Origin of the sequence: Bradyrhizobium japonicum USDA 6 (genome assembly GCF_000284375.1) — a bacterium.
Lineage (GTDB): Bacteria > Pseudomonadota > Alphaproteobacteria > Rhizobiales > Xanthobacteraceae > Bradyrhizobium > Bradyrhizobium japonicum.
In genome coordinates this window covers 8,651,764-8,673,775 of record NC_017249.1, presented here as the reverse complement: position 1 = coordinate 8,673,775, position 22,012 = coordinate 8,651,764, and the positions used below count along the sequence as shown (strand labels likewise).

General features: G+C 64.9%; 21 protein-coding genes. 14 read left to right on the top strand and 7 right to left on the bottom strand.

Annotated features, from left to right (window positions below):
- Positions 1–3: 3 nt before the first annotated feature.
- From BJ6T_RS39940 to BJ6T_RS39895, 10 genes are all read left to right on the top strand, one after another.
- Positions 4–1,659 (top strand): nitrite/sulfite reductase, encoded by a 1,656-nt coding sequence (locus tag BJ6T_RS39940; RefSeq protein WP_014498189.1) that lies wholly within the window; start codon positions 4–6, stop codon positions 1,657–1,659.
- On the top strand, positions 1,646–2,161 hold the full coding sequence (locus tag BJ6T_RS39935) for a DUF934 domain-containing protein (RefSeq protein WP_014498188.1): 516 nt from the start codon (positions 1,646–1,648) through the stop codon (positions 2,159–2,161). The genes BJ6T_RS39940 and BJ6T_RS39935 overlap by 14 nt, the downstream gene beginning before the upstream one ends.
- On the top strand, positions 2,158–2,889 hold the full coding sequence (locus BJ6T_RS39930) for a phosphoadenylyl-sulfate reductase (RefSeq protein ID WP_014498187.1): 732 nt from the start codon (positions 2,158–2,160) through the stop codon (positions 2,887–2,889). The genes BJ6T_RS39935 and BJ6T_RS39930 overlap by 4 nt, the downstream gene beginning before the upstream one ends.
- A 124-nt stretch (positions 2,890–3,013) precedes the next feature.
- Entirely contained in the window at positions 3,014–4,015 is a 1,002-nt protein-coding gene (locus BJ6T_RS39925) for a sulfate ABC transporter substrate-binding protein (RefSeq protein WP_028170315.1), read from the top strand.
- Between the two features lie 37 nt (positions 4,016–4,052).
- The gene (gene cysT / locus BJ6T_RS39920; RefSeq protein ID WP_080584160.1) at positions 4,053–4,889 is read left to right on the top strand and encodes a sulfate ABC transporter permease subunit CysT; all 837 of its coding nucleotides are present in this window, start codon (positions 4,053–4,055) and stop codon (positions 4,887–4,889) included.
- A gap of 9 nt (positions 4,890–4,898) precedes the next feature.
- Positions 4,899–5,810 carry a sulfate ABC transporter permease subunit CysW gene (gene cysW / locus BJ6T_RS39915; RefSeq protein WP_014498184.1) on the top strand — a complete coding sequence of 304 codons (912 nt, stop codon included), beginning with the start codon at positions 4,899–4,901 and terminating at the stop codon, positions 5,808–5,810.
- A complete protein-coding gene (locus tag BJ6T_RS39910) occupies positions 5,800–6,834 on the top strand; it encodes a sulfate/molybdate ABC transporter ATP-binding protein (protein WP_014498183.1) in 1,035 nt (344 codons plus the stop codon). Before cysW ends, BJ6T_RS39910 begins: the two co-directional genes overlap by 11 nt.
- A gap of 92 nt (positions 6,835–6,926) precedes the next feature.
- The gene (locus BJ6T_RS39905; protein ID WP_014498182.1) at positions 6,927–7,430 is read left to right on the top strand and encodes a CAP domain-containing protein; all 504 of its coding nucleotides are present in this window, start codon (positions 6,927–6,929) and stop codon (positions 7,428–7,430) included.
- A gap of 78 nt (positions 7,431–7,508) precedes the next feature.
- A complete protein-coding gene (locus BJ6T_RS39900) occupies positions 7,509–8,684 on the top strand; it encodes a DUF3734 domain-containing protein (RefSeq protein ID WP_014498181.1) in 1,176 nt (391 codons plus the stop codon).
- Position 8,685: 1 nt separating this feature from the next.
- On the top strand, positions 8,686–9,474 hold the full coding sequence (locus BJ6T_RS39895) for a 3-hydroxybutyrate dehydrogenase (RefSeq protein WP_014498180.1): 789 nt from the start codon (positions 8,686–8,688) through the stop codon (positions 9,472–9,474).
- A 157-nt stretch (positions 9,475–9,631) separates the two neighbouring features.
- Here the strand turns inward: BJ6T_RS39895 and BJ6T_RS39890 are convergent, their stop codons facing one another.
- From BJ6T_RS39890 to BJ6T_RS39880, 3 genes are all read right to left on the bottom strand, one after another.
- A complete protein-coding gene (locus tag BJ6T_RS39890) occupies positions 9,632–10,456 on the bottom strand; it encodes a sulfite exporter TauE/SafE family protein (protein WP_014498179.1) in 825 nt (274 codons plus the stop codon).
- A 190-nt stretch (positions 10,457–10,646) separates the two neighbouring features.
- Positions 10,647–12,014 carry a flippase gene (locus BJ6T_RS39885; RefSeq protein WP_014498178.1) on the bottom strand — a complete coding sequence of 456 codons (1,368 nt, stop codon included), beginning with the start codon at positions 12,012–12,014 and terminating at the stop codon, positions 10,647–10,649.
- A 312-nt stretch (positions 12,015–12,326) separates the two neighbouring features.
- A complete protein-coding gene (locus tag BJ6T_RS39880) occupies positions 12,327–13,169 on the bottom strand; it encodes a protein-disulfide reductase DsbD domain-containing protein (protein ID WP_014498177.1) in 843 nt (280 codons plus the stop codon).
- Between the two features lie 142 nt (positions 13,170–13,311).
- Here BJ6T_RS39880 and BJ6T_RS39875 point away from each other — a divergent pair, with 142 nt between their 5' ends.
- Entirely contained in the window at positions 13,312–13,956 is a 645-nt protein-coding gene (locus BJ6T_RS39875) for a YqgE/AlgH family protein (protein WP_014498176.1), read from the top strand.
- 241 nt (positions 13,957–14,197) lie between these two features.
- On the opposite strand, the gene BJ6T_RS39870 is transcribed toward BJ6T_RS39875, so the two are convergent.
- Entirely contained in the window at positions 14,198–15,085 is an 888-nt protein-coding gene (locus tag BJ6T_RS39870; protein ID WP_014498175.1) for a TauD/TfdA dioxygenase family protein, read from the bottom strand.
- Positions 15,086–15,198: 113 nt separating this feature from the next.
- A complete protein-coding gene (locus tag BJ6T_RS39865; RefSeq protein WP_014498174.1) occupies positions 15,199–15,978 on the bottom strand; it encodes an SDR family NAD(P)-dependent oxidoreductase in 780 nt (259 codons plus the stop codon).
- 98 nt (positions 15,979–16,076) lie between these two features.
- Between BJ6T_RS39865 and BJ6T_RS39860 the strand changes: the two genes are divergently transcribed.
- Both BJ6T_RS39860 and BJ6T_RS39855 read left to right on the top strand, forming a co-directional pair.
- Positions 16,077–16,814, top strand: coding sequence for an SDR family NAD(P)-dependent oxidoreductase (locus BJ6T_RS39860; protein WP_014498173.1), 738 nt, complete (start codon positions 16,077–16,079; stop codon positions 16,812–16,814).
- Positions 16,815–16,950: 136 nt separating this feature from the next.
- On the top strand, positions 16,951–17,325 hold the full coding sequence (locus tag BJ6T_RS39855) for a CsbD family protein (RefSeq protein WP_014498172.1): 375 nt from the start codon (positions 16,951–16,953) through the stop codon (positions 17,323–17,325).
- 186 nt (positions 17,326–17,511) lie between these two features.
- Here BJ6T_RS39855 and BJ6T_RS39850 read toward each other — a convergent pair whose 3' ends face one another.
- Positions 17,512–19,215, bottom strand: coding sequence for an SGNH/GDSL hydrolase family protein (locus tag BJ6T_RS39850; RefSeq protein WP_014498171.1), 1,704 nt, complete (start codon positions 19,213–19,215; stop codon positions 17,512–17,514).
- Positions 19,216–19,387: 172 nt separating this feature from the next.
- Positions 19,388–20,719, bottom strand: a complete 1,332-nt coding sequence (locus BJ6T_RS39845; protein ID WP_014498170.1) for a lytic murein transglycosylase — start codon at positions 20,717–20,719, stop codon at positions 19,388–19,390.
- A 256-nt stretch (positions 20,720–20,975) separates the two neighbouring features.
- On the opposite strand from BJ6T_RS39845, the gene galU reads away from it, so the two are divergent.
- Positions 20,976–21,851, top strand: coding sequence for a UTP--glucose-1-phosphate uridylyltransferase GalU (gene galU / locus BJ6T_RS39840; protein WP_014498169.1), 876 nt, complete (start codon positions 20,976–20,978; stop codon positions 21,849–21,851).
- Positions 21,852–22,012: the final 161 nt, after the last annotated feature.

Below are 22,012 nucleotides of genomic sequence, written 5' to 3'. Positions count from 1 at the left end.
CTTATGTATGCTTACGATGAAATCGACCGCACGCTCGTCAACGAGCGCGTCTCGGAGTTCCGCGACCAGGTGAAGCGGCGCTTGTCCGGCGAGCTCACCGAGGACGAATTCAAGATCCTGCGGCTTCAGAACGGCGTTTATCTGCAACTGCACGCCTACATGTTCCGCGTCGCGATTCCCTATGGCACGCTGGCATCGAACCAGTTGCGGGCGCTCGCCCATGTCGCGCGCAAATACGACCGCGGCTACGGCCATTTCACCACGCGGCAGAACATCCAATTCAACTGGATCAAGCTCGCCGAATTGCCGGATGCACTCGCCGATCTCGCCGAGGTCGGCATCCATGCGATGCAGACCTCCGGCAACAACATGCGCAACGTCACGTCGGACCAGTGGGCCGGCGTCGCGCCCGGCGAGATCGAGGATCCCCGGATCTGGTCGGAGCTGATCCGCCAGCACACCACGCTGCATCCGGAATTCTCGTTCCTCCCGCGCAAGTTCAAGATCGCGATCACCGCGTCGGACCACGATCGCGCCGCGATCAAGATCCACGATATCGGCCTGAAGCTGATCAAGAACGAGAAGGGCGAGACCGGCTTCGAGGTGCTGGTCGGCGGCGGTCTCGGCCGCACGCCGTTCATCGGCAAGACCATCAAGCACTTCGTCCATGGCCGCGATATCCTCAGCTACATCGAGGCGATCCTCCGCGTCTACAACCAGTACGGCCGCCGCGACAACATCTACAAGGCGCGCATCAAGATCCTGGTGCACGAGCTCGGCATCGAGAAGTTCTCGCGCGAGGTCGAGGAGGAGTGGCAGCACATTCGCAACTCCTCGCTCCAGATCGACGACGAGGTGATCGAGGACATCCGCTCGCGCTTCACCTATCCGTCCTACGAGAAGCTGCCGCACAATCCGGACGAGTTGCGCCAGGCCGCGGCCGATCCTGATTTCGAGGCGTGGCGCAAGAACTCGGTGGCCCCGCACAAGGTGCAGGGCTATTCCATCGTCACGATCTCGCTGAAGCCGATCGGCGCGCCTCCGGGCGATGCCACCGCCGAGCAGATGGACGCGCTCGCCGATCTCGCCGACCGATACTCCTTCGGCGAGATCCGCGTCGGTCACGAGCAGAACCTCGCACTGCCGCACGTCGCCAAGCGCGACCTGCCGGCCTTGTGGAAGGCGCTCGACAGGCTCGGGCTGGCGACGCCGAACGTCAATTTGATCACCGACATCATCGCCTGCCCCGGTCTGGATTATTGCTCGCTGGCGAACGCGCGCTCGATCCCGATCGCGCAGGAGCTGACACGGCGCTTCGCCAATCACGAGCTCGCCAACCTGATCGGCCGTCTGCACATCAACATTTCCGGCTGCATCAACGCCTGCGGCCATCACCATGTCGGCCATATCGGCATTCTCGGCGTCGAGAAGAACGGCGAGGAGGTCTATCAGATCACCATCGGCGGCCGCGCCGACGAGGGAGCCGCGCTCGGGACCCTGATCGGTCCCGGCGTCAAGTTCGACGAGGTCGCCGACGTCGTCGAGGACATCGTGGAAGCCTACCTGGCGCTGCGCGAGCGGCCGGAAGAGCTGTTCATGGACACGGTGAAGCGCCTCGGCGTCGAACCCTTCAAGGAGCGCGTCTATGCCACTCGTTAACGGCGGAAAAATCGCCGACGACAGTTTCGCCAAGCTGGCCGTCGACACGCCGCTGCCCGAGGGCGGCGACATCCTGGTGCCGGCCGAGCGCTTCCTGAGCGATGCGGAATCGCTGCTCGCGCGCGCCGGCAAGGTCGGGGTGATCTGGCCGAACAACCGCGACATCGCCGAACTGGTGCCCTATCTCGGCAGGATCGCAGTGGTGGCGCTGGTATTCCCGACCTTCCGCGACGGACGTGCCTACAGCCAGGCGCGGTTGCTGCGCGAGCGATATGATTACCGTGGCGAACTGCGTGCGACGGGTCAGATCCTGCGCGACCAGTTCGTGTTCATGCTGCGTGCCGGCTTCGATTCCTTCGAGGTCAAGAAGCAGGCCGACGCGGAAGCCTTCATGCAGACCGCGAAGCGCTATTCGGTGTTCTATCAGCCGACCGGCGACGGCCGCATCACCGCGCTGCACCGGCGGATGCAGCTGCGTCACTCCGAAGGTGTCGGCACGTGAACGCAATCGCGTCCCAAGTCGCATCGGTGTCCGCGTCCGCGCTGCCTTCGGCGGAGGAGCTCGATCGCGCGCTGCGCGATGCTTCGCCTGCGGAAGTCATCGCCGCGGCGTTGAAGGCGGTTGGGCGCGAGAAGCTTGCACTGGTGTCGTCCTTCGGCACGGAATCGGCGACGCTGCTGAAGGTCATGGCCGACGTCGATCCGGCGATCCCCGTGATCTTCCTCGACACCGGCTGGCTGTTCGAGGAGACGCTGGCCTATCGCGACACGCTGATCGCGGAACTCGGCTTGAAGGACGTCCGCTCGATCAAGCCTGCCGAGGAGACGCTGTCGCGCGAAGATCCCGACCGCGACCTCTGGTTCTCCGATCCAGACGCCTGCTGCCGCATCCGCAAGGTCGAGCCGCTGGCGCGTGCGCTGAAGCCGTTCGATGCGTGGCTCAATGGCCGCAAGCGCTTTCAGGGCAATGCGCGCACCGACATTCCGGTGGTCGAGGACGACGGCGCGCGGTTGAAGTTCAACCCCTTCGCCAATGTCTCGCGCGAGGAACTCGAAGCCATTTTCGTCCGCGCCAAATTGCCGCGTCATCCGCTGGTGGAGTCCGGTTTCCGGTCGGTTGGGTGTATGCCTTGCACCAGCAGAACGGCCGAGGGCGAGGATGCGCGCGCCGGTCGCTGGCGCGGCCGAGCCAAGACAGAATGCGGCATCCACACGATGAAGACTTCGTAGCACAGTCGAGCTGTCCGGCTACGAACAAGAAAATCCGGTTCCGTTGACTTGAGAGCGTTTCGCCCCGAGTTATGCCCGCGTGCCTTCGATGACGATGAGGTCGTCGAGGTGAATGGAGATGGACATGATGCGCCGTATCGTTCCGCTCGCGGCAGGGCTGCTCTTGACTGGATTGTTGGCAAGCTCGGCTCTCGCTGCTGACATCAATCTCTTGAACGTGTCGTACGATCCGACGCGTGAGCTCTATGCCGAGTTCAACAAGGCGTTCGCGAATGCCTATCAGAAGGAAACCGGCAAGAGCGTCGAGATCAAGCAGTCGCATGGCGGCAGCGGCTCGCAGGCGCGTGCCGTGATCGACGGATTGCAGGCCGATGTGGTGACGCTCGCGCTTGCCTATGACATCGACGCCGTCGCGAACAAGGGCCTCACCGCGACCGACTGGCAGAAGCGTCTGCCGCAGAATTCATCGCCCTATACCTCGACCATCGTGTTTCTGGTGCGCAAGGGCAATCCGAAGGGCATCAAGGATTGGGACGATCTGCTTAAGACCGGTGTCGCGGTGATCACGCCGAACCCGAAGACCTCCGGCGGGGCGCGCTGGAATTATCTCGCGGCCTGGGGCTTTGCCCAAAAGAAATACGGCTCGGCCGACAAGGCCAAGGACTTCATCGGAAAGCTCTACCAGCAGGTGCCGGTGCTCGACACTGGTGCGCGCGGCGCCACCGTGACCTTCGTCGAGCGCGGCGTCGGCGACGTGCTGCTGGCCTGGGAGAACGAGGCCTACCTCGCGCTGAAGGAATTCGGTCCGGAGAAGTTCGAGATCGTGGCGCCGCCGCAATCGATCCTCGCCGAGCCGCCGGTCGCGATCGTCGACAAGGTTGCCGATAAAAAAGGCACCCGCAACGCGGCCGATGCCTACCTCCAGTATTGGTATACCAAGGAAGGCCAAGAAATCGCCGCGCGCAATTTCTACCGTCCGCGCGACGCAGAGATCGCCAAGAAGTACGAAAACTCCTTCGCCAAGGTCGCACTGTTCACGATCGACGACGTTTTCGGCGGCTGGACCAAGGCGCAGAAGGAACATTTTGCCGACGGCGGCGTCTTTGATCAGATCTACAAGAACTGATCGGGCGCCGTCTTAGGAGGCTATAGCAGGGGGCCTGGTGAGCGCAGTTGCAGCACGACGACGGACTTTGCCGGGCTTCGGTCTCACGATGGGACTGACGCTTTCCTGGCTCTCCATCATCATCCTGATTCCGCTTGCCGGGCTGTTCCTGAAATCGCTGGAGCTTAGCCCCGAGCAATTCTGGAACATCCTGTCCAGCCGCCGCACCCTCAACGCCTTGCGCGTCTCCTTCGGCCTCGCCTTTGCGGCGGCCTGCGTCAATCTCGTCATGGGCAGCATCATCGTCTGGGCGCTGGTGCGTTACCGCTTCCCCGGACGCCGGCTGTTCGACGCCATCGTCGACGTGCCGTTCGCGCTGCCGACGGCGGTCGCCGGCGTCGCACTGACCGCGCTGTTTGCCGAGAAGGGCTGGCTGGGTGCGCCGCTCGCCGCGCTCGGCATCAAGGTGGCGTTCACGCCGATCGGCATCTTCGTCGCCATGATCTTCATCGGCATCCCCTTCGTGGTGCGCACCGTGCAGCCGGTGCTCCAGGACCTCGACCCCGAGATCGAAGAGGCCGCGGGCAGCCTGGGCGCCAGCCGCTGGCAGACCATCATCCGCGTGATCCTGCCCTCGCTCGGACCGGCGCTGCTCACCGGCCTCGCGCTCGCCTTCGCCCGCGCGGTCGGCGAATACGGCTCGGTGATCTTCATCGCCGGCAATCTGCCGAACGTGTCCGAGATCGCGCCGCTCCTGATCGTGATCCGGCTGTCCGAATTCCGCTATGCCGACGCGACCGCGATCGCCGTGGTCATGCTCGTCGTCTCCTTCGTCATCATCTTCGCCGTCAACCGGCTTCAGCGCTGGGCGCAGAGCCGGATCCCGGCGCGCTGAGGGCAGATCATGACGATGCAGATCGCCGATTCCGTCTCGCTGCCTTCGACCGATGCGCGCGCACGTGCGCACGCCGCTGCGGCGCGCGACAGCCTCCGCACCGAGCCGCCCGCAATACGTGTCGCCATCATCGCGCTGGCGGTGACCTTCCTCAGCGTCTTCGTCGTGCTGCCCCTGGTTCTGGTGCTCGCGCAGGCCTTTTCGAGAGGCGTTCTCGCCTATTTCTCCGCGCTTGCCGAGCCGGAAGCGCTGGCCGCAATCAAGCTGACGTTGATCGTGGCGGCGATCTCGGTCGGCCTCAATCTCGTATTCGGCCTCGTCGCGGCATGGGCCATCGCCAAGTTCGAGTTTAGCGGCAAGACCTTCCTGATCACGCTGATCGACCTGCCGTTCTCGGTGAGCCCGGTGATCTCGGGCCTCGTCTTCGTGCTGCTGTTCGGCGCGCAGGGCTATTTTGGCAGCTGGCTTAGGGATCACGATATCCAGATCCTGTTCGCGGTGCCCGGCATCGTGCTCGCCACCACCTTCGTGACTTTCCCGTTCGTGGCGCGCGCGCTGATCCCCCTGATGCAGGAGCAGGGCACGCAGGAAGAGGAGGCCGCGATCTCGCTCGGCGCCTCGGGCCTGCAGACCTTCTTCCGCGTCACCCTGCCCAACATCAAATGGGGTGTGCTTTACGGCGTCCTGCTCTGCAACGCGCGCGCGATGGGCGAATTCGGCGCCGTGTCGGTGGTATCAGGGCACATCCGCGGCGAGACCAACACCATGCCGCTGCTGGTCGAGATTCTCTACAACGAGTACCAGTTCGTCGCTGCCTTTGCGATCGCCTCGCTGCTGGCGATGCTGGCCCTGATCACGCTGATCGCCAAGACCGTTCTCGAACGTCACCTCGACGAAGGACACGACGCAAGTGACCATTGAAGTCAGGAATCTCGTCAAGCAGTTCGGCAGCTTCAAAGCGCTCGACGGCGTCGATCTCAAGGTCGACAATGGCGAGCTGCTGGCGCTGCTCGGTCCTTCCGGCTCCGGCAAGACCACGCTGCTGCGCATCATCGCCGGCCTCGACTGGCCCGATTCCGGCGAGGTCTCCTTCAATGGCGAGGATGCGCTGGCGCAGGGCGCGCGCGAACGGAACGTCGGCTTCGTGTTCCAGCACTACGCGCTGTTCCGCCACATGACGGTGTTCGAGAACGTTGCCTTCGGCCTGCGCGTGCAGCCGCGCGCCAGCCGCAAGGATGAGTCCACCATTCGTGCGCGCGTCAAGGAGCTGCTCGATCTCGTGCAGCTCGACTGGCTCGCCGACCGCTATCCGAGCCAGCTCTCCGGCGGCCAGCGCCAGCGCATCGCACTCGCTCGCGCGCTCGCGATCGAGCCGCGCATCCTCCTGCTCGACGAGCCTTTCGGCGCGCTCGATGCCAAGGTGCGCAAGGAGCTGCGCCGATGGCTGCGCTCGCTGCACCAGGAGATCAACGTCACCTCGATCTTCGTCACCCACGACCAGGAGGAGGCGCTCGAAGTCGCCAACCGCGTGGTCGTGATGGACAAGGGCAGGATCGAGCAGATCGGCTCGCCCGACGACGTCTATGAAAGCCCGGCGACCGCGTTCGTCCACGGCTTCATCGGCGAATCCATCGAGCTGCCGGTCCAGGTTGAAGGCGGCGTCATCAGGCTCGGCGACCGCCCACTCAATCTTGCAGCAGACGGCTTGGTGTCTGGCGCGTCAAAACTGTTCGTGCGGCGACATGACATGCTGGTCGGCCCGCCCGGAAGCGGTGCCTTCGAGGGCGCCGTGCAGCACGTCCGGAATTTCGGCCCCGTGCAGCGGGCCGAGGTGGCCCTGTCCGGCGGCGAGACCATCGAGATCGACGCCCCCCGCGACAGGGAACTTCGCGCCGGCGACACGATCGGCCTCGAACCGCGCCGCTACCGGATATTTGCGGGCTAGGCGCCGCGGCCAAAAGCTCAAATCTTCCTCAATATTCACCTTTCAGCCACGGTTGGTATGCAACAACGGCCCCTCATTGGGGGCTCCTGAAAATGCGCGCCGCGGCCGCGATATCAATCACTTTGCTTCTCGCCGGCTGCGCCGGCAACGAAGCACCGGTCCAGCAGCCGACCATGTATGCCGACATGTCGGTCCCGGGCGCCAAGCTCGACGCGCAGGCGGCAGCGATCATGATCTCTCAATACCGCCAGAACAACGCCCTCGGCACCGTCGTGATCGACCCCGATCTGATGCGGCTCGCCGAATCCCAGTCCCAGGCCATGGCGGCGGCCAACAAGATGGACCATGACGTCCGCGCGCCGCTGGCCAAGCGCCTCAGCGCGGGCGGCTATCCGGCGACGGTGGCGGTCGAGAACGTCTCGGCGGGCTATCATACGCTGGCGGAAGCGTTTTCCGGCTGGCGCGACTCGCCTCCGCACCGCGCCAACATGCTCAAGAGCGGTGTCACAAAACTGGGCATCGCGGCGGGCTATGCTCCCGGCACCAAGTACAAGGTGTTCTGGACCATGATCCTGGCCTCGACCGACCCTCGATAAGCCAGACTTGATCCCGGGATGCATTGACGCCGCGGCGGACTGTCGCCACGGTGGCTCGCCTTTTGCTATTGTTCCCACATGACCGATCATAGCCCGGAAGTCGCAACAGTCCCCGCGAAGGCGCAGCGCGTCCTGGTCCTCCAGGGCGGTGGGGCGCTCGGCTCCTATCAGGCCGGCGCCTATCAGGCGCTGTGCCATTTCGACTTCGAGCCGGAATGGGTCGCCGGCATCTCGATCGGCGCGGTCAACGCCGCCATCATCGCCGGCAATGAGGGACACACCCGCATCACCCGGCTCAAGGAATTCTGGGAGATGGTGTCGGCGCCGGTGCCGTGGAAGCCGATCGGCAAGAGCGATCACAGCCGCGAGCTGTTCAATTCGACCAGCGCCGCATTGATCGCGACCTTCGGCGTGCCCGGTTTCTTCACGCCGCGCATTCCGCCCGCGCCGCTCTGGCCGCCCGGCAGCAAGCAGGCCGAGAGCTATTACGACACCGCGCCGCTGAAGAAGACGCTGGAGCGCCTGGTCGATTTCGACCGCATCAACGATCTGAAGACGCGCCTGTCGGTCGGCGCCGTCGGCGTCACCTCGGGCAACTTCAAATATTTCGACAATTACGAGTTCAAGAAGCTCGGCAAGACCATCGGCCCCGAGCACATCATGGCCTCCGGCGCGCTGCCGCCGGGCTTTCCGTCCGTCGTGATCGACGGCGAGCACTACTGGGACGGCGGCATCGCCTCCAACACGCCGCTGGACTACGTGCTCGATGCCGAGGTCGCTCGCGACATGCTGATCTTCCAGGTCGATCTGTTCAGCGCCCGCGGCGATCTGCCGAATTCGCTGCTCGAGGCGACCGAGCGCGAGAAGGACATCCGCTTTTCCAGCCGCACGCGGATGAACACCGACAAGAACAAGCAGATTCATAATGCGCGCCGGGCCGTGCGCGACCTGATCGGCAAATTGCCGGACTATCTGAAGAACGACCCGTCCGTCGAATTCCTCGCGAAGGTGTCGCGCGAAAGCACCGTCACCGTGGTGCACCTGATCTATCGCAGCAAGAACTACGAATCCTCGTCGAAGGATTACGACTTCTCGCATGTCGCCATGGTCGAGCATTGGGAAGCCGGCGTGCGCGACGTGCATCTGTCGATGCGCCACAAGGACTGGCTCGAGCGGCCGCAGTCCGGCGAGACCATGGTGACCTACGATCTCACGGGGGACGTCACCGCGCCCCCGCCAAAAAGGAGCGAATAACATGGGTAGTCTGTCAGGCAAGAACGCCGTCGTGACCGGTTCGACCAGCGGCATCGGGCTCGCCTATGCGCGCGCCTTCGCCGCCGCCGGCGCCAATGTCGTCATCAACGGCTTCGGCTCGCCGGAGGACATCGAGAAGGAGCGCGCCAAGATCGAGTCCGACTTCGGCGTGAAGGCGGTGTATTCGCCGGCCGACATGACCGAGCCCGCCGAGATCGCCGGGATGATCGCGCTCGGCGAGAAGTCGTTCGGCTCCGTCGACATCCTCGTCAACAATGCCGGCATCCAGTTCGTCTCGCCGATCGAGGAATTCCCGGTCGAGAAGTGGGACCAGATCATCGCGATCAACCTGTCCTCGGCTTTCCATGCCATCCGCGCGGCGGTGCCCGGCATGAAGAAGAAGGGCTGGGGCCGCATCATCAACACGGCGTCGGCGCATTCGCTGGTCGCCTCGCCCTTCAAGTCCGCCTATGTGTCGGCCAAGCACGGCATCGCCGGCCTGACCAAGACCGTGGCGCTCGAGGTCGCGACCCACAAGATCACCTGCAACTGCATCAGCCCCGGCTATGTCTGGACGCCGCTGGTGGAGAAGCAGATCCCCGACACGATGAAGGCGCGCAACCTCACGCGCGAGCAGGTCATCAACGACGTGCTGCTCGATGCGCAGCCGACCAAGGAGTTCGTCACCTCCGAGCAGGTCGCAGCCCTCGCCCTGTTCCTGTGCGGCGACGATGCCGCGCAGATCACCGGCACCAACCTGTCGATCGACGGCGGCTGGACGGCGGAGTAGTTCGCTTCAACCACGCTCGGTCATGCCCCGCGAAAGCGGGGCATCCAGTACGCCGCGGCGGAAGTTGCAAGAGCGCGTTCGCCAACGTTAGGCTCTGGAATACTGGATCGCCCGGTCAAGCCGGGCGATGACAGTGAGAGTGGGGTGGACCCTTGGCCTAATGCGTCCAGGCCAGCGCCGTCACGATCGCGGACGAGAGGTTCAGCTCCGCAAACATGATCTTGCCGGCGACCACGAACAGCACGCAGGCAAGCGTCAGGCGCAGCACCGTCTCGGGGACGCGCGTCGCACTGAGGCTGCCGACGATGATGCCGGGCAACGAGCCCAGCAGCAGCACGCCCATCAGGGCCCAATCGACGTCGCCGAGCGCCCAATGTCCGGCCCCGGCCACCAGCGTTAGCGGCACCGCATGCGCGATGTCCGAGCCGACGATGGTCGCCATCGGCAGGCGCGGATAGAGCAGCAGCAGCACGGTGACGCCGACCGCGCCGGCACCGACGGACGAGATCGACACCAGCACGCCGAGCACGATGCCGGTGACGACGGTCGCGATCGCCGTGGCACGATCGTCGACACGTTCCAGCCGGCCGCGGTAGCGCTCCATGAGGGCCTTGCGGAAGATCAGCGAGGTCGCGGTCAGCAGCAGTGCAAAGCACAGCACCAGATTGACCAGGCTGCGCTCGGAATCGCTCCTGAGGTCGAGCTTCCACAGCACGAGCAGCGTCAGCGCGCTCGCCGGGATGCTGCCGCAGGCGAGCCGCAGCACGGCGGGCCAGTGCACGCTCCGCGACCAGCCATGCACCAAGCTGCCGCCGGTCTTGGTGGCGGCTGCATAGAGCAGGTCGGTGCCGACGGCGGTGGAGGGGTGGATGCCGAACAGCAGGATCAGCAGCGGCGTCATCAGCGAGCCGCCACCCACGCCGGTCATCCCGACAAGCAGGCCCACGCCAAATCCGGAGGCGACATAGAGCGGATCAATCATGTCTGGGGAATCTTAGGTTTATCTCGTCGGTTGAGCAATATGACGTAGAATAAAATTTCCCTGAAGTGCAACCGCCTGGGTTGAATAAGAAAAATCTTGCTACGGACGGTGGGCGGGGAGTTGGTTTCAGTCGCCGCGGCGCCAGGCGCGAAACAGCCATTCTCCAGGCCGGCGACCCGGGTGGCAGCGCCTATTTGCCAAACGCCAGCACGTGCAGGCCGAGCCGTCGGCGCACGATCCAGAACAGCAGCACCGTCTCGAATGTCAGCGAGATCGAGGTCGCGGCCGCGGCGCCGTGACCGCCGAAGCGTGGCACCAGCGCGATGCAGAGCACGAGGTTCATCACGAAGGCCAGTGCGTAGGCCAGCGCACAGATCTTCTGCTGGCCGAGCATGTTGAGCAGGCGCTCGACCGGTCCGATCGCGGCGCGCACGACGAGGCCGATCGCGGCGACGAACATGATGTCGTAGCCGACCGTGAATTGCGGGCCGAACAGCCAGAGCAGCGGTTTGCCGAGCGCAAGCAGCACGATGGTCGCTGCCAGCGACGGCCAGAACGTCCAGTTGATGGCATGCGCGACATAGGCCGACAGGCGCGCCTTGTCGCCGAGCGCGTTGTACTCGGCGAAGCGATGCGCCGTGGTCGCCGACATCGCGTAGTGGATGAACGAGACCAAAGCGAGCGTCTTCACCACAGCGAAATAGACACCGACCTCGTCCGACGGGCGGAACTGCTGAAGCACCAGCACGTCGGTATAGGACAGCAGCAGGTAGAAGCTCTCGACCAGCAGGATCGGCAGCGAGACGGCGAGCCAGCCGCCGATGTCGTAGGTCTTGGGGCCCGGCTCGATGTGATCGGCGAGCTTGCGGTTCAGCACCACCATCTGCCCGGTCATCGCGATCCACACCGCGCCGGCGCTCGCGACCATCGCGGCGACCGCGCCGAGATGATAGCCGAGCAGGAAGGCAGCGGCGGTGATACCGATGATCACTGCCTGGCGGATGATGAATTGCGGCATCAGGCCGAGCCGCATCCAGTCATGCGAGCGCGCGATGCCGTCCTGGGTGTTGGCGACGACGAAGGCGGGCAGCGTCATGCAGCCGATATAGAGCGGCAGCACCTCGGCCGGATCGATCCAGGGCGACAGCAGCTTGACGATTCCGGCGAGCCCCAGCGACACCAGCGTGGACGCGGCAAAGGTCAGCCAGCGGCTGCCGGAGAGAAAGCCGCGCAGCAGCGCATGCTCGCCGCTGGTGCGATACTCGGGAATGATCTTTTGCGCGGAAGCGGAGATGCCGAAATCCATCATGCTGCCGAGCAGCAGCACCCAGGTCCAGACATAGACATAGATGCCGTAGTCGGACGTCCCCATCCAGCGGGCGAGCAGAACCTGCGAGAAATAGGCAAGGCCCGCGCTGATCACCCGGATGATGAAGATGGTGCCGGCCAACCGCCGCGTCAGCGACGCTTCGTTCGACCCGCCCGTCAGCTTCGCGCGCAGCCGCGCGATGAGGCCGGCAGGTCCGGTCGTTGCGGGTTCTGCATCCATCACGGCCAATTCGAGATCCCCAGGGCGTCCGTATCAGGCGTCCCGCATGCTGCGGCGGGCCTGATGCGGTAGCCCTTGGGGATTAGCAACCATTCGTTAAGATTGGGTTGGGTGAGGCATGCTGTCGCTCCAGCCACCGGCGTCGTCGCCGCCTGGTGCGCAATTGCGCACGGGGGGCGGGGACCCATCAGGGAGAAATTAATGGGCTGGCTGGTAACTCCGAGTCTTCGCCAAACCACTGTGGCTATGGGTCCCGGGCTCGCGCTGCGCGCCCCGGGACGACAGCTATATGTGGCGCTGACAGCGCAACTCAGCTCCGGCTCACTCCAAATTCGTATTGAACTCGTACGATTTCTCGGGCGCGACGAGCGTAAACTTCAGCGCCGCTCCGTCGGGCTTGGCGCCCGGCGGCAGTCCGTCGAGCTCGAAGGAAAATCGTTGCACGCCGGGTGGGCCGCCGCGCTCGACCGGCGCCGGAATCGGCAACGCCCAATCGGGCGTCGGCCCTTCCACGAACAAATTGACGCCGCGGCTATCGGGCACGACCACATCGACCACGACATTCTTGGGCCCGTCACGCTTGACGTCGCGGATGGTCAGCGGATTGGGATCACCGATCGTGGCAGGCTTCGGCACGGTGTCGAGCGCGGCACGCAGATTGGCGTCCTCGGTCGAGGCGACGTTGTTGAAGCCGAGCTCGACATTGGCCTCGACGGGAACGCAGAGCTTCTCGCACACGGCATAGTTGATCTCGGCGCGCAGCGTCACCGGCTTGTCGGGCGCCTTGGGCACGATGCGCAGAGGCAGCACGATCTGGCCGTGATAGCCGATCGAATGCCCGCCCGCGCCGTCATCGAATTTCAGCGGCGCCGGCCACATCACCGTCACCGCTTCGACATTGTCCGATTTGGAGAAATCGAACCGCGGCGGAACGCCGGAATCGCCGGGGATGCGCCAGTAGGTCTTCCATCCCTGCTGGAGCTGGAAGGCGATACCGCCGAGCAGGACGGCGCCGCTGCGCGATCCCGCCAGCAATCGCACTGCGGAATGGCCGTCGCGCTGCCAGGGCGAAGCGTCGTCGGCGCGGGCTGCAAGCGCCATCGACGACGCAAGCAGGGTTGTTGCGACGCCAATCGCCGCATGCAGGGGAACTCTTGTCAGCATGGCACGTCTTTACAGGGTCGCCCCTGGGCAAACCATTGAATTGCTTGTGATGGATGCACCTGAATCAAGTCCATGCAAGCCTTGATTTGACAGCGGCCCGGCCCGACATCAGGATAGGAATTGAAACCGGAGTGCTTCACCGATGGCTCCCACAGGCAAAAGGACGGGCGAAAGCACCCGCAGCGCGGCCCCCGCGCTCCCCAGCTCGGCCGGTTATCTCGACGGCCGGCTCCTGATCGCGATGCCCGTGATGGGTGATGAGCGCTTCGAGCGCTCGGTGATCTATCTTTGTGCGCATTCCGCCGAGGGCGCGATGGGCATCATCGTCAATCATCCCGCCGGCAGCATCGACTTCCCCGAGCTCCTGCAGCAGCTCGGCATCATCAAGAAGGGCGAGCACATCAAGCTGCCGGAGAACGCCGAAAGCATGAAGGTGCTGCGCGGCGGGCCGGTCGATACCGGCCGCGGCTTCGTGCTGCATTCCAGCGATTTCTACATCGAGAACGCGACGCTCCGGATCGACGACGGCGTCTGCCTCACTGCGACCGTCGACATCCTGCGGGCGATCGCCAACGGCTCCGGCCCGAAGCACGCCATCCTCGCGCTTGGTTATGCCGGCTGGGCGCCGGGCCAGCTCGAGACCGAAATCCAGAGCAATGGCTGGCTGCATTGCGATGCGGATTCGGATTTGATCTTCGGCGACGATGTCGACGAGAAGTACGGCCGCGCGCTGCGCAAGATCGGCATCGATCCCGGGATGCTTTCCAACGAGGCGGGACACGCGTAGCCGTATAGCAGCTGCTGCGACGGTTTGCGGTGTCCTGCGCCACCCTCCGCTGTCGTGCCCCGGCTTGCCGCCTTCGCTGAAGCTTCGGCGGCCCAGCGAGCTTGTGGCCCGGCGTAGCCTTGGCGGAGCCGGGACCGGGGCATCCAGTACGCCGCGGCCTATCGATTCCATCACAACCGTCTCGGAGTACTGGATCGCCCGGTCAAACCGGGCGATGACCACGTCCGACGGGGTGTGACGCCTATTCCGCCGCCTGCTGCTGTACCGTCGGCTCTGTCCCCGCCACCGTCGCGCGGCGCATGTCGCGGGGCTGGGACTGGTCGTAGCGGCGGACGCGATGCATGGTCTGGCGGTTGTCCCACATCACGAGATCATGCAGCTTCCATTTGTGGACGTAGACGAACTCTGCGTTCGTCGCATGCTCGTTCAGATCGCGCAGCAGCAGCCGGCCTTCGGGGACGCTCATGCTGACGATTCTGCCGGCATGCGATGAAAGATAGAGCGACTTGCGGCGATGCACTGGGTGCGTCCGCACCAGCCGTTGCAGCACCGGCTTGAACATCTGCTTTTCGTCGTCGGTGTACTCGGTGAAGCCGAGCGATCCCCGCGAATACATCAGCGAGTGCTCGCAGACGAGATCCTCGATCTCCGCCTTGGTGTCGTCATCGAGCGCGTCATAGGCCGCGCGCATGTCGGCGAACTCGGTATTGCCGCCCTTCGGGTTCACCACCCGCGCCGACAGCAGCGAGAATTTCGCGGGGATCGGGCGAAACGAGCTGTCGGAATGCCACAGGCAGTTGCCGAGATTGAACAGATGCGCGCGGCTGTCCTTCGCCAGCGGCTTGCCATCCTTGCCGAGATTGGAGACGTCGTTGAGGCCCGATTGGAGCCGGTAGTCCTTCTCCTTGGTCACGGTGCCGCCGCGCGCGTCCTCGCGCTGGCCGAAATTCAGCGCGAAGGCCATCTGCTGCTCGTCGGTGATGTCCTGGTCGTGGAAGACCAGCACCGCATATTTGTCCATGGCAGCCTCGACCTCGCGCGCCTCGGCCTCGGTGAGAGGCTTTTGCAGGTCGAGGCCGGAAACCTCGCCGACAAAATGTTTCTGAAGCTGCCGGATGGCGATCGTCATGGTGTTTCTCCCGCGAACCGCGAGCGGTTGGTCCCGCTCTGCCGGTGAAAAAGCTACTCCCGCGACCGGCGTTGTCAACGCTCGGCGCGCATATCTCTCAAGCGTTATGGCTCTCACGCGTTGCGCGCCATCAGGCCTCCGTCGACAGGGATCACCGCGCCGGTGAGGAAAGACGCCGCCGGCAGGCACAGGCTCAGCGTCATATGCGCGACCTCCTCGGGGTCGCCGTAACGGCCGAGTGCGGTGCGGCGCTTGGCGTAGATGGTCTTGTGCTCTTCGGAGATGCGGTCGGTGATGGCGGTGCGGATCGGGCCCGGGCAGATGCAGTTGACCGTGATGCCCTCGCGGCCGAGCTCGACGGCGAGCGAGCGCGTGAGGCTCGCCACACCGCCCTTCGCTGCCGAATAGGGGCTGTGCAATGCGGTGGCGCCGAGCGCCTCGGTCGAGGCGATGTTGACGATGCGCGGGCTCTTCGACTTGCGCAGGTGTGGCAGCGCAGCGCGGATGATGCGCGGATGCGCCGTCAGCATGACCGCGATGCCCCTGGCCCAGGCATCTTCGTAAGCCTCGTCGTCGATCGCGACGCGCACGGAGATGCCGGCATTGTTGACGATGATGTCGAGCCCGCCGAAATGCGCCGCGACCTCGCCAACCACGCGCTTGATCTCGCCGCCATCGGCGACATCGAGCTTCCACGCCTTCGCTGATCCGGCGTTCGCGGCAATCTCCTTGGCAACGGACAGCGCGCCCTGTTCATCAAAGTCGGTGACGGCGACGTTCGCGCCTTCAGCGGCGAACACGCGCGCGGTCGCGCGCCCCATGCCGCTCGCCGCGCCCGTGACGAGAACGGTCAGGCCCTTCACCGACCGGCTGAGCTCCTTGAATTCGGACATGCCGTTTCCTCGCGTCTCTTGTTTCTTGTTATGAGATGGACAAGGCTGGCATCGATCCGCAGACAGGTCAAACAAGCAAAACAAAAGGGGAGGCCGCGATGGCGAACGAGCTCGATTTCTCAGGCAAGCAGGTGCTGGTGGTCGGCGGGTCCAGCGGCATCGGCAACGGCATCGCGCAAGCCTTTCGTGCCAGGGGTGCCGCTGTTGCGGTCTGCGGCACGCGTGCTCATCCCGCGGAATATTCGGCGCAAGAAGGCTCCGATCTCACGGGTCTTTCCTATGCACAGCTCGACGTCGGCAACGCCGGCGCGGTGGAAGCGTTCACACCGTCCTTCGATCATCTCGATGTGCTCGTGCTCGCGCAGGGCGCGGTGCTCTATCGCCGCGGTGAGTTCGAGATGGCCGGCTTCCGCAAGGTCGTCGAGGTCAATCTGATGAGCCTGATGGCCTGCGCGACGCGGTTTCACTCCATGCTGCGCGATAGCAAGGGCGCGCTGATCATGGTGTCCTCGACCGCAGCCTATCATTCCACCATGGGCAATCCCGCCTACAACGCCTCGAAGACCGGCGCAGTCGGATTGACGCGGACGCTGGGCGAGGCCTGGGCCGAGGATGGCATCCGCGTCAACGGTATCGCGCCCGGCCTCGTCGACACCAAGATGACGAAGGTGACCACCGACAATCCCAAGCGGCTCGAAGGTGCGTTGTCACGCATTCCGCTGCGGCGATTGGGCACGCCGGCTGACATGGCGGGCGCGGCGCTGTTCCTGGCCTCGCCGCTGTCGTCCTACATCATTGGCCAGACGCTGGTGGTCGATGGCGGGCTCATCCTGTAGCCCGGATGCCGCGACCGGCCCGCCGTAGCCCGAAGAGCGCAGGCGGGAGCGCAATCCGGCCTACACACTTTCGCAGAAGCTTGGAACCGCGCTGCTCCTGATCGGTTACTTGGGCTGACCCCCGAGGAGGAGCAACATGGACAAGGATCGGATCGTCGGATCGGCCAAGGAATTCGCTGGGCGCGCAGAAAGCGCCGTCGGTGATCTCGCTGGCGATGCGCAGACACAGGCGTCAGGAAAGGCGCGGGAAGCCGCCGGCACCGTGCAGAACCTCTACGGCCAGGCCAAGGATGCCGTGCGCGACGCCGGCGAGACGGCGGCGGGCTACGCCAAGGATGCCTACGATAAGCCGGCCGAGACCTTGCGTGACGGTTCGCAGGCGCTTGCCAAGAAGGTACAGGACAATCCGCTCGGTGCGCTGCTGATCGCCGGCGGGATCGGCTTCGCACTCGCGCTTCTGATGTCGCGTCCGGCCCGTCGCCCGCCGCCGCGCTGGCGCTATTACGGCTGAGCCAAAGCTCCCGTCTCTCGTGCCCCGGACGCAATGCAGCCTGGGCGATGCGTAGCATCGTCCGGTAACGCCGCTTTGCTGAGCCGGGGCCCGCTTTTGTGAGTGTTGCAATGCTCGATCCCGGCTCTGCGCAGCAGCGTTACACGCTGCAGCGCGTCCGGGACACGAGATCTCAATTCAGAAAAACTACCTGAACATCTCCGCCGATCGCCCGACGTTACCAGGCGGGCGCGGGATCGCGGGATTGGGATACGGATTGCGCGGCGCCGGCGCGAATTGACGCGGCGGCGGCTGCGGAGAGCCGAAGCCGAAGAAATCGCGGAACGACGGCGATGCCTGGGCCGGCTGCTGCGGCTGCTGCACCACCGGCGGCTTCTTCGGCGCGAGTCTGGGCGGCGCGATCGCGGCGGCAGCGCTTGGCACACCGGGAGCAGCAGCACCACCATCCGGCGTCGTCGTAGCCATCGGCGTATCGCCCTTGGCCTGCTCGCGGCCGACTTCGCGGCGCGGCCAGGCATAATCATCGGCACGGCCGGCGGGCGCGGCCAGTGGCTCACCCTTCACCATCGTCTTCGCGGCGAGCGCATCGACCGCGGCGGGACGCGAACCCGGTCCGCCCAGCAATTGATCGGTCGAGATCGAAGCTGCCACCAGCGGCACGATCGGTCCCGCCAGCGGCCGCGGCGCGGGCTTGCCGGGCTCGGCGCTGGTGTCGGGGGTCGCAGGCTCGCTCGGCAACGCAATCGGGCCGGAGCGTCCGGCGAGCAGGCGCGTGATCTCACGCTCGACATAGTGGGCGAGCTTGCGTGCGCCGGCCTTTGTGAAATAGACGCCGTCATAGCTGCGGAGCTGGCGGATCTGGCCTTCGAAGTCCGGGCCCTTCTGGAGGAAGCGGCCGGCTTCGTCGACAAAGCCGTCCCAGACATCGACATAGGTGATGCCGGCCTTGGCCGCGCCTTCGCGATAGAGCGAATCCAGGAACAGCATGTCCGCCGTGCCCTTGGGGCCGCGGATCGCGGGCAGGCCGACCCAGAGCACCGGCACGCCCTTGGATTTAAGGACGTTGGCCAGCTCCTCGATCTTCTTGCCGTAGAGCTCGACCCAGCGCTCGTCGCGGAATTCGTAGAGGCCGTTCGGGTTGCGCGCGGTCTTCTCGGGCGCTGCGGCCGCCGGGGTGTCGGCGTTGTCGGCGTCGTCCTGCGGCAGGTCGGCGTCGGCGGGCTTGTCATCCGGCTTGGCGGCGGAATCAGGTTTGGCGTCGCCGGCCTTGTCGCCTGGCTTGCCTTGCGGCTTGGCGCGCGCGCCCTTATCGTTCTTCTTGTCCTTGTCCGTCGCCTTGTCGGGCGCGGCCTCGCGGATCGAGATGCGGTCGTTGAGGCCGAGCATGACGACGATGACGTCGGGCTTCTCGGTCTCGAGGATGCCCTTCGCTGCCGCTGCCCAGTCCGCGGGCTCACCCTTCGGCTGGTACTTGATCAGCCCGGACGTGGTCTTGTGCTTGCGGATCACGCCCATGTCGGGCTGCTCGGTGTAGGCGTCTTCGAGGCCGTAGGCGAGCCAGTCGGCCATGGCGTCGCCGATCACCAGCACATTCTTGTCGGGCGTGGTGTCGCGCTTGCTAGGTGCCGGCGCGCGCGAAAAATCCTGGCGCGGCGCCTGCGGCTGTTGCTGCTGGAATGGCGCGAAGAAGTCGCCGCCGAACCAGCCGCCGCCTCCGCCGTTCCGCGGTGGCGGGGCCTGCCGCTGCGGCGGGCCGCCGAAGCCGGGGAAGTTGAAGAACTGCGCCGAGGCGGGTCCCGCGACCGAGACCAGGATCGCAAGCGCCGTCCCCAGCGCGATCAACGGGCCGGTCTCGGTCAGCGCCTTGAAGAAAGACTTTGGCTTCGACATGCGATCTCAGGCACGCGCAATGGGGAATTGGGACAGGCTCGATATAATAACGGAATTGGGCGCCCAACGGGCAGATTCTCTTTGCAGATTCTTCTGCCATACACCGGGGAACAGCCGTCCCGGTCAAGGCGATCGGGCAAAATCCCTGTTCAGGGCTACTTTCGGGGCGGTTTTACCGTCCTCGGAGCCGATCCAGCACGTCGGAGGAGGCAAATCCGTCGGCGGGGACCCCGATCGAGGCCTGGAAATTGCGCAGCGCCTCCCGGGTCTGGCCGCCGAACTGGCCGTCCGGGGTGCCCTTGTAGAAGCCGCGCTGGGCCAGCAGCTGCTGGAGTTCCAGCCGCTCGGTGCGGGACAGCTCGCGCTCCTGCCGCGGCCAGGGCTGCACGAAGGGCTGGCCGCCGCGCAGGCGGTCGGCGAAATGGCCGATCGCCAGCGCATAGGCCTCGGCCGGGTTGTACTTCATGATGACGCGGTAATTCTGCAGCATCAGGAAGCCCGGGCCCTGCGCCCCGGCGGGCGCCAGCAGATAGGCTTTCTCGGCCGGATGCGGGAAGGGCTGGTTGGCCGGGCGCTTGAGCCCGAGCTTCTCCCACTGCGCCATCGTCATCGCCTTGGCGCGATCGGCCAGCATGTAGTTGAAGCCCTGGGGCACCACGACCTCGTAGCCCCAGGTCTGGCCGGCCTGCCAGCCGTCCTTCTTCAGATTGTTGGCGGTCGAGGCGATCAGATCACTGGGATTGTCGACGACGTCGCGCCGTCCGTCGCCATCGCCATCCACGGCAAAGCGCTTGAACGCGGTCGGCATGAACTGGGTCGGGCCGAAGGCACCGGCCCAGGAGCCGCGCATCTGCTCAGGCCTGAGATCGCCGCGGTTGAGGATCTCCAGCGCGGAGAGAAACTCGTCCTTGAAATAGGCCTGGCGGCGGCCGATGCAGGCGAGCGTCGCGGTCGACTGCAGCACGCTGCGGTCGCCCATCTGCGTCGAGTAATTGGACTCGATGCCCCAGATCGAGGCGATAATATAGCGGTCGACGCCGGTGGCCTTTTCGGTGGCGTCGAACTGCGCCTTGTATTTGGCGAGGACCTCGCGACCCTTGGCGAGGCGGTTGTCGTTCACGAGGATGTCGAGATAATCCCAGATCGACTTGGTGAACTCCGGCTGCGAATCCATCAGGTCCATGATGCGTAGATCGGGTGTGAGCCCGGCCGTGAAGCGCTGGAAATTCTCCTGCGTGATGTTGCGGCGTGCGGCATCGGGCCACATCCCCGCGACGCAATTGTTGAAGTTGGCGGCCGCCTCGCGGATCGCGGCGGCCGTCATCAGCGGATGACCGGAGGCGCCGTCCTCGCCGGTCCAGGGCAGCGCGCCGCCGGGGCCGGGCGGGGCTTGCGAGGGCGCCGGATTCGGGCCGGAGAAAATGCCGCCGAACAGGTTCGACAAGCCGTTCTGCGCCTGGGCGTTCGCGCTGACAGGCAGCAGCACAGCGGTCGCAAGCATCATTGCGCCGGTCACAAATCCAGCACGTTTCGCCGGCGCTGCCACTGATTGCATCATACCCTACCTGTCCGGCCGAAAATCCCCGCCTTCAGGAGGCCCGGTACCGGTTGCCAATAGCTTAACAAAGGTGAAATTTTGGTGTCGGCCTTTTTCTCAACTCTGTGAGCGCGAGGCCCCACATCCGCCTTTGTTAGCGGCTGCAAACAAGCTAGCAAGATACCATTGCTCCCTTCACGTCCTCAGGTATTCGATCTGTCCCATGAAAATTCGCAAAGCCGTATTCCCCGTCGCCGGCCTCGGCACCCGCGTCCTGCCCGCCACCAAGGCGATGCCGAAGGAAATGCTGACCATCGTCGACAAGCCGCTGATCCAGTACGTCTATGACGAGGCGAGGGAAGCCGGCATCGAGCATTTCATCTTCGTCACCGGCCGCAACAAAAACGTCATCGAAGATCATTTCGACAAGATGTTCGAGCTCGACGCGACGCTCGCCGCGCGCGGCAAGAAGGCCGAGCAGGACATCCTGGCGCAGAACCAGCCGGAGGCCGGCGCCGTCAGCTTCACCCGCCAGCAGGCGCCGCTCGGCCTCGGCCACGCGGTCTGGTGCGCGCGCGACATCGTCGGCAACGAGCCGTTCGCGGTCGTGCTGCCCGACGAGCTCGTGCTCAACACGACCGGCTGCCTGAAGCAGATGATCGAGACGGCTTCAACGCTCGGCGAAAAATCCAACGTCATCGCGGTCGAGGCGGTGCCCGACCATCTCACCCATCAATACGGCATCTGCGGCGTCGGCAAGCGCACCGGCAAGATGTTCGAGGTCGACGGTATGGTCGAGAAGCCGGCCAAGGGTACCGCGCCCTCCAACCTCTCCATCACCGGCCGCTATATCCTCCAGCCGGAGATCTTCAAGATCCTGGAGACCCAGGAGCGCGGCGCCGGCGGCGAGATCCAGCTCACCGACGCCATGATCGGCCTCGCCAAGTCGCAGAAATTCTACGGCGTCGAGTTCGAGGGCGAGCGCCATGATTGCGGCTCCAAGCCCGGCTTCCTCCGCGCCAACATCGCCTACGGCCTGAAGCGGCCGGAACTGCGTGATGGGCTGATTGCGGAGATGAAGAAGTATCTGGGGCAGTAATAGCCACACTCTCGGTGTCGTCCCGGACAAGCGAAGCGCAGATCCGGGACCCATCATCACAGGGAGTAGTTTGGCGAAGACTCGCCGTTCGGTACTGCTGCCGGCAACGATCGATAGATTCCGCGGTATGGGTCCCCGCGTTCGCGGGGACGACACTGAGG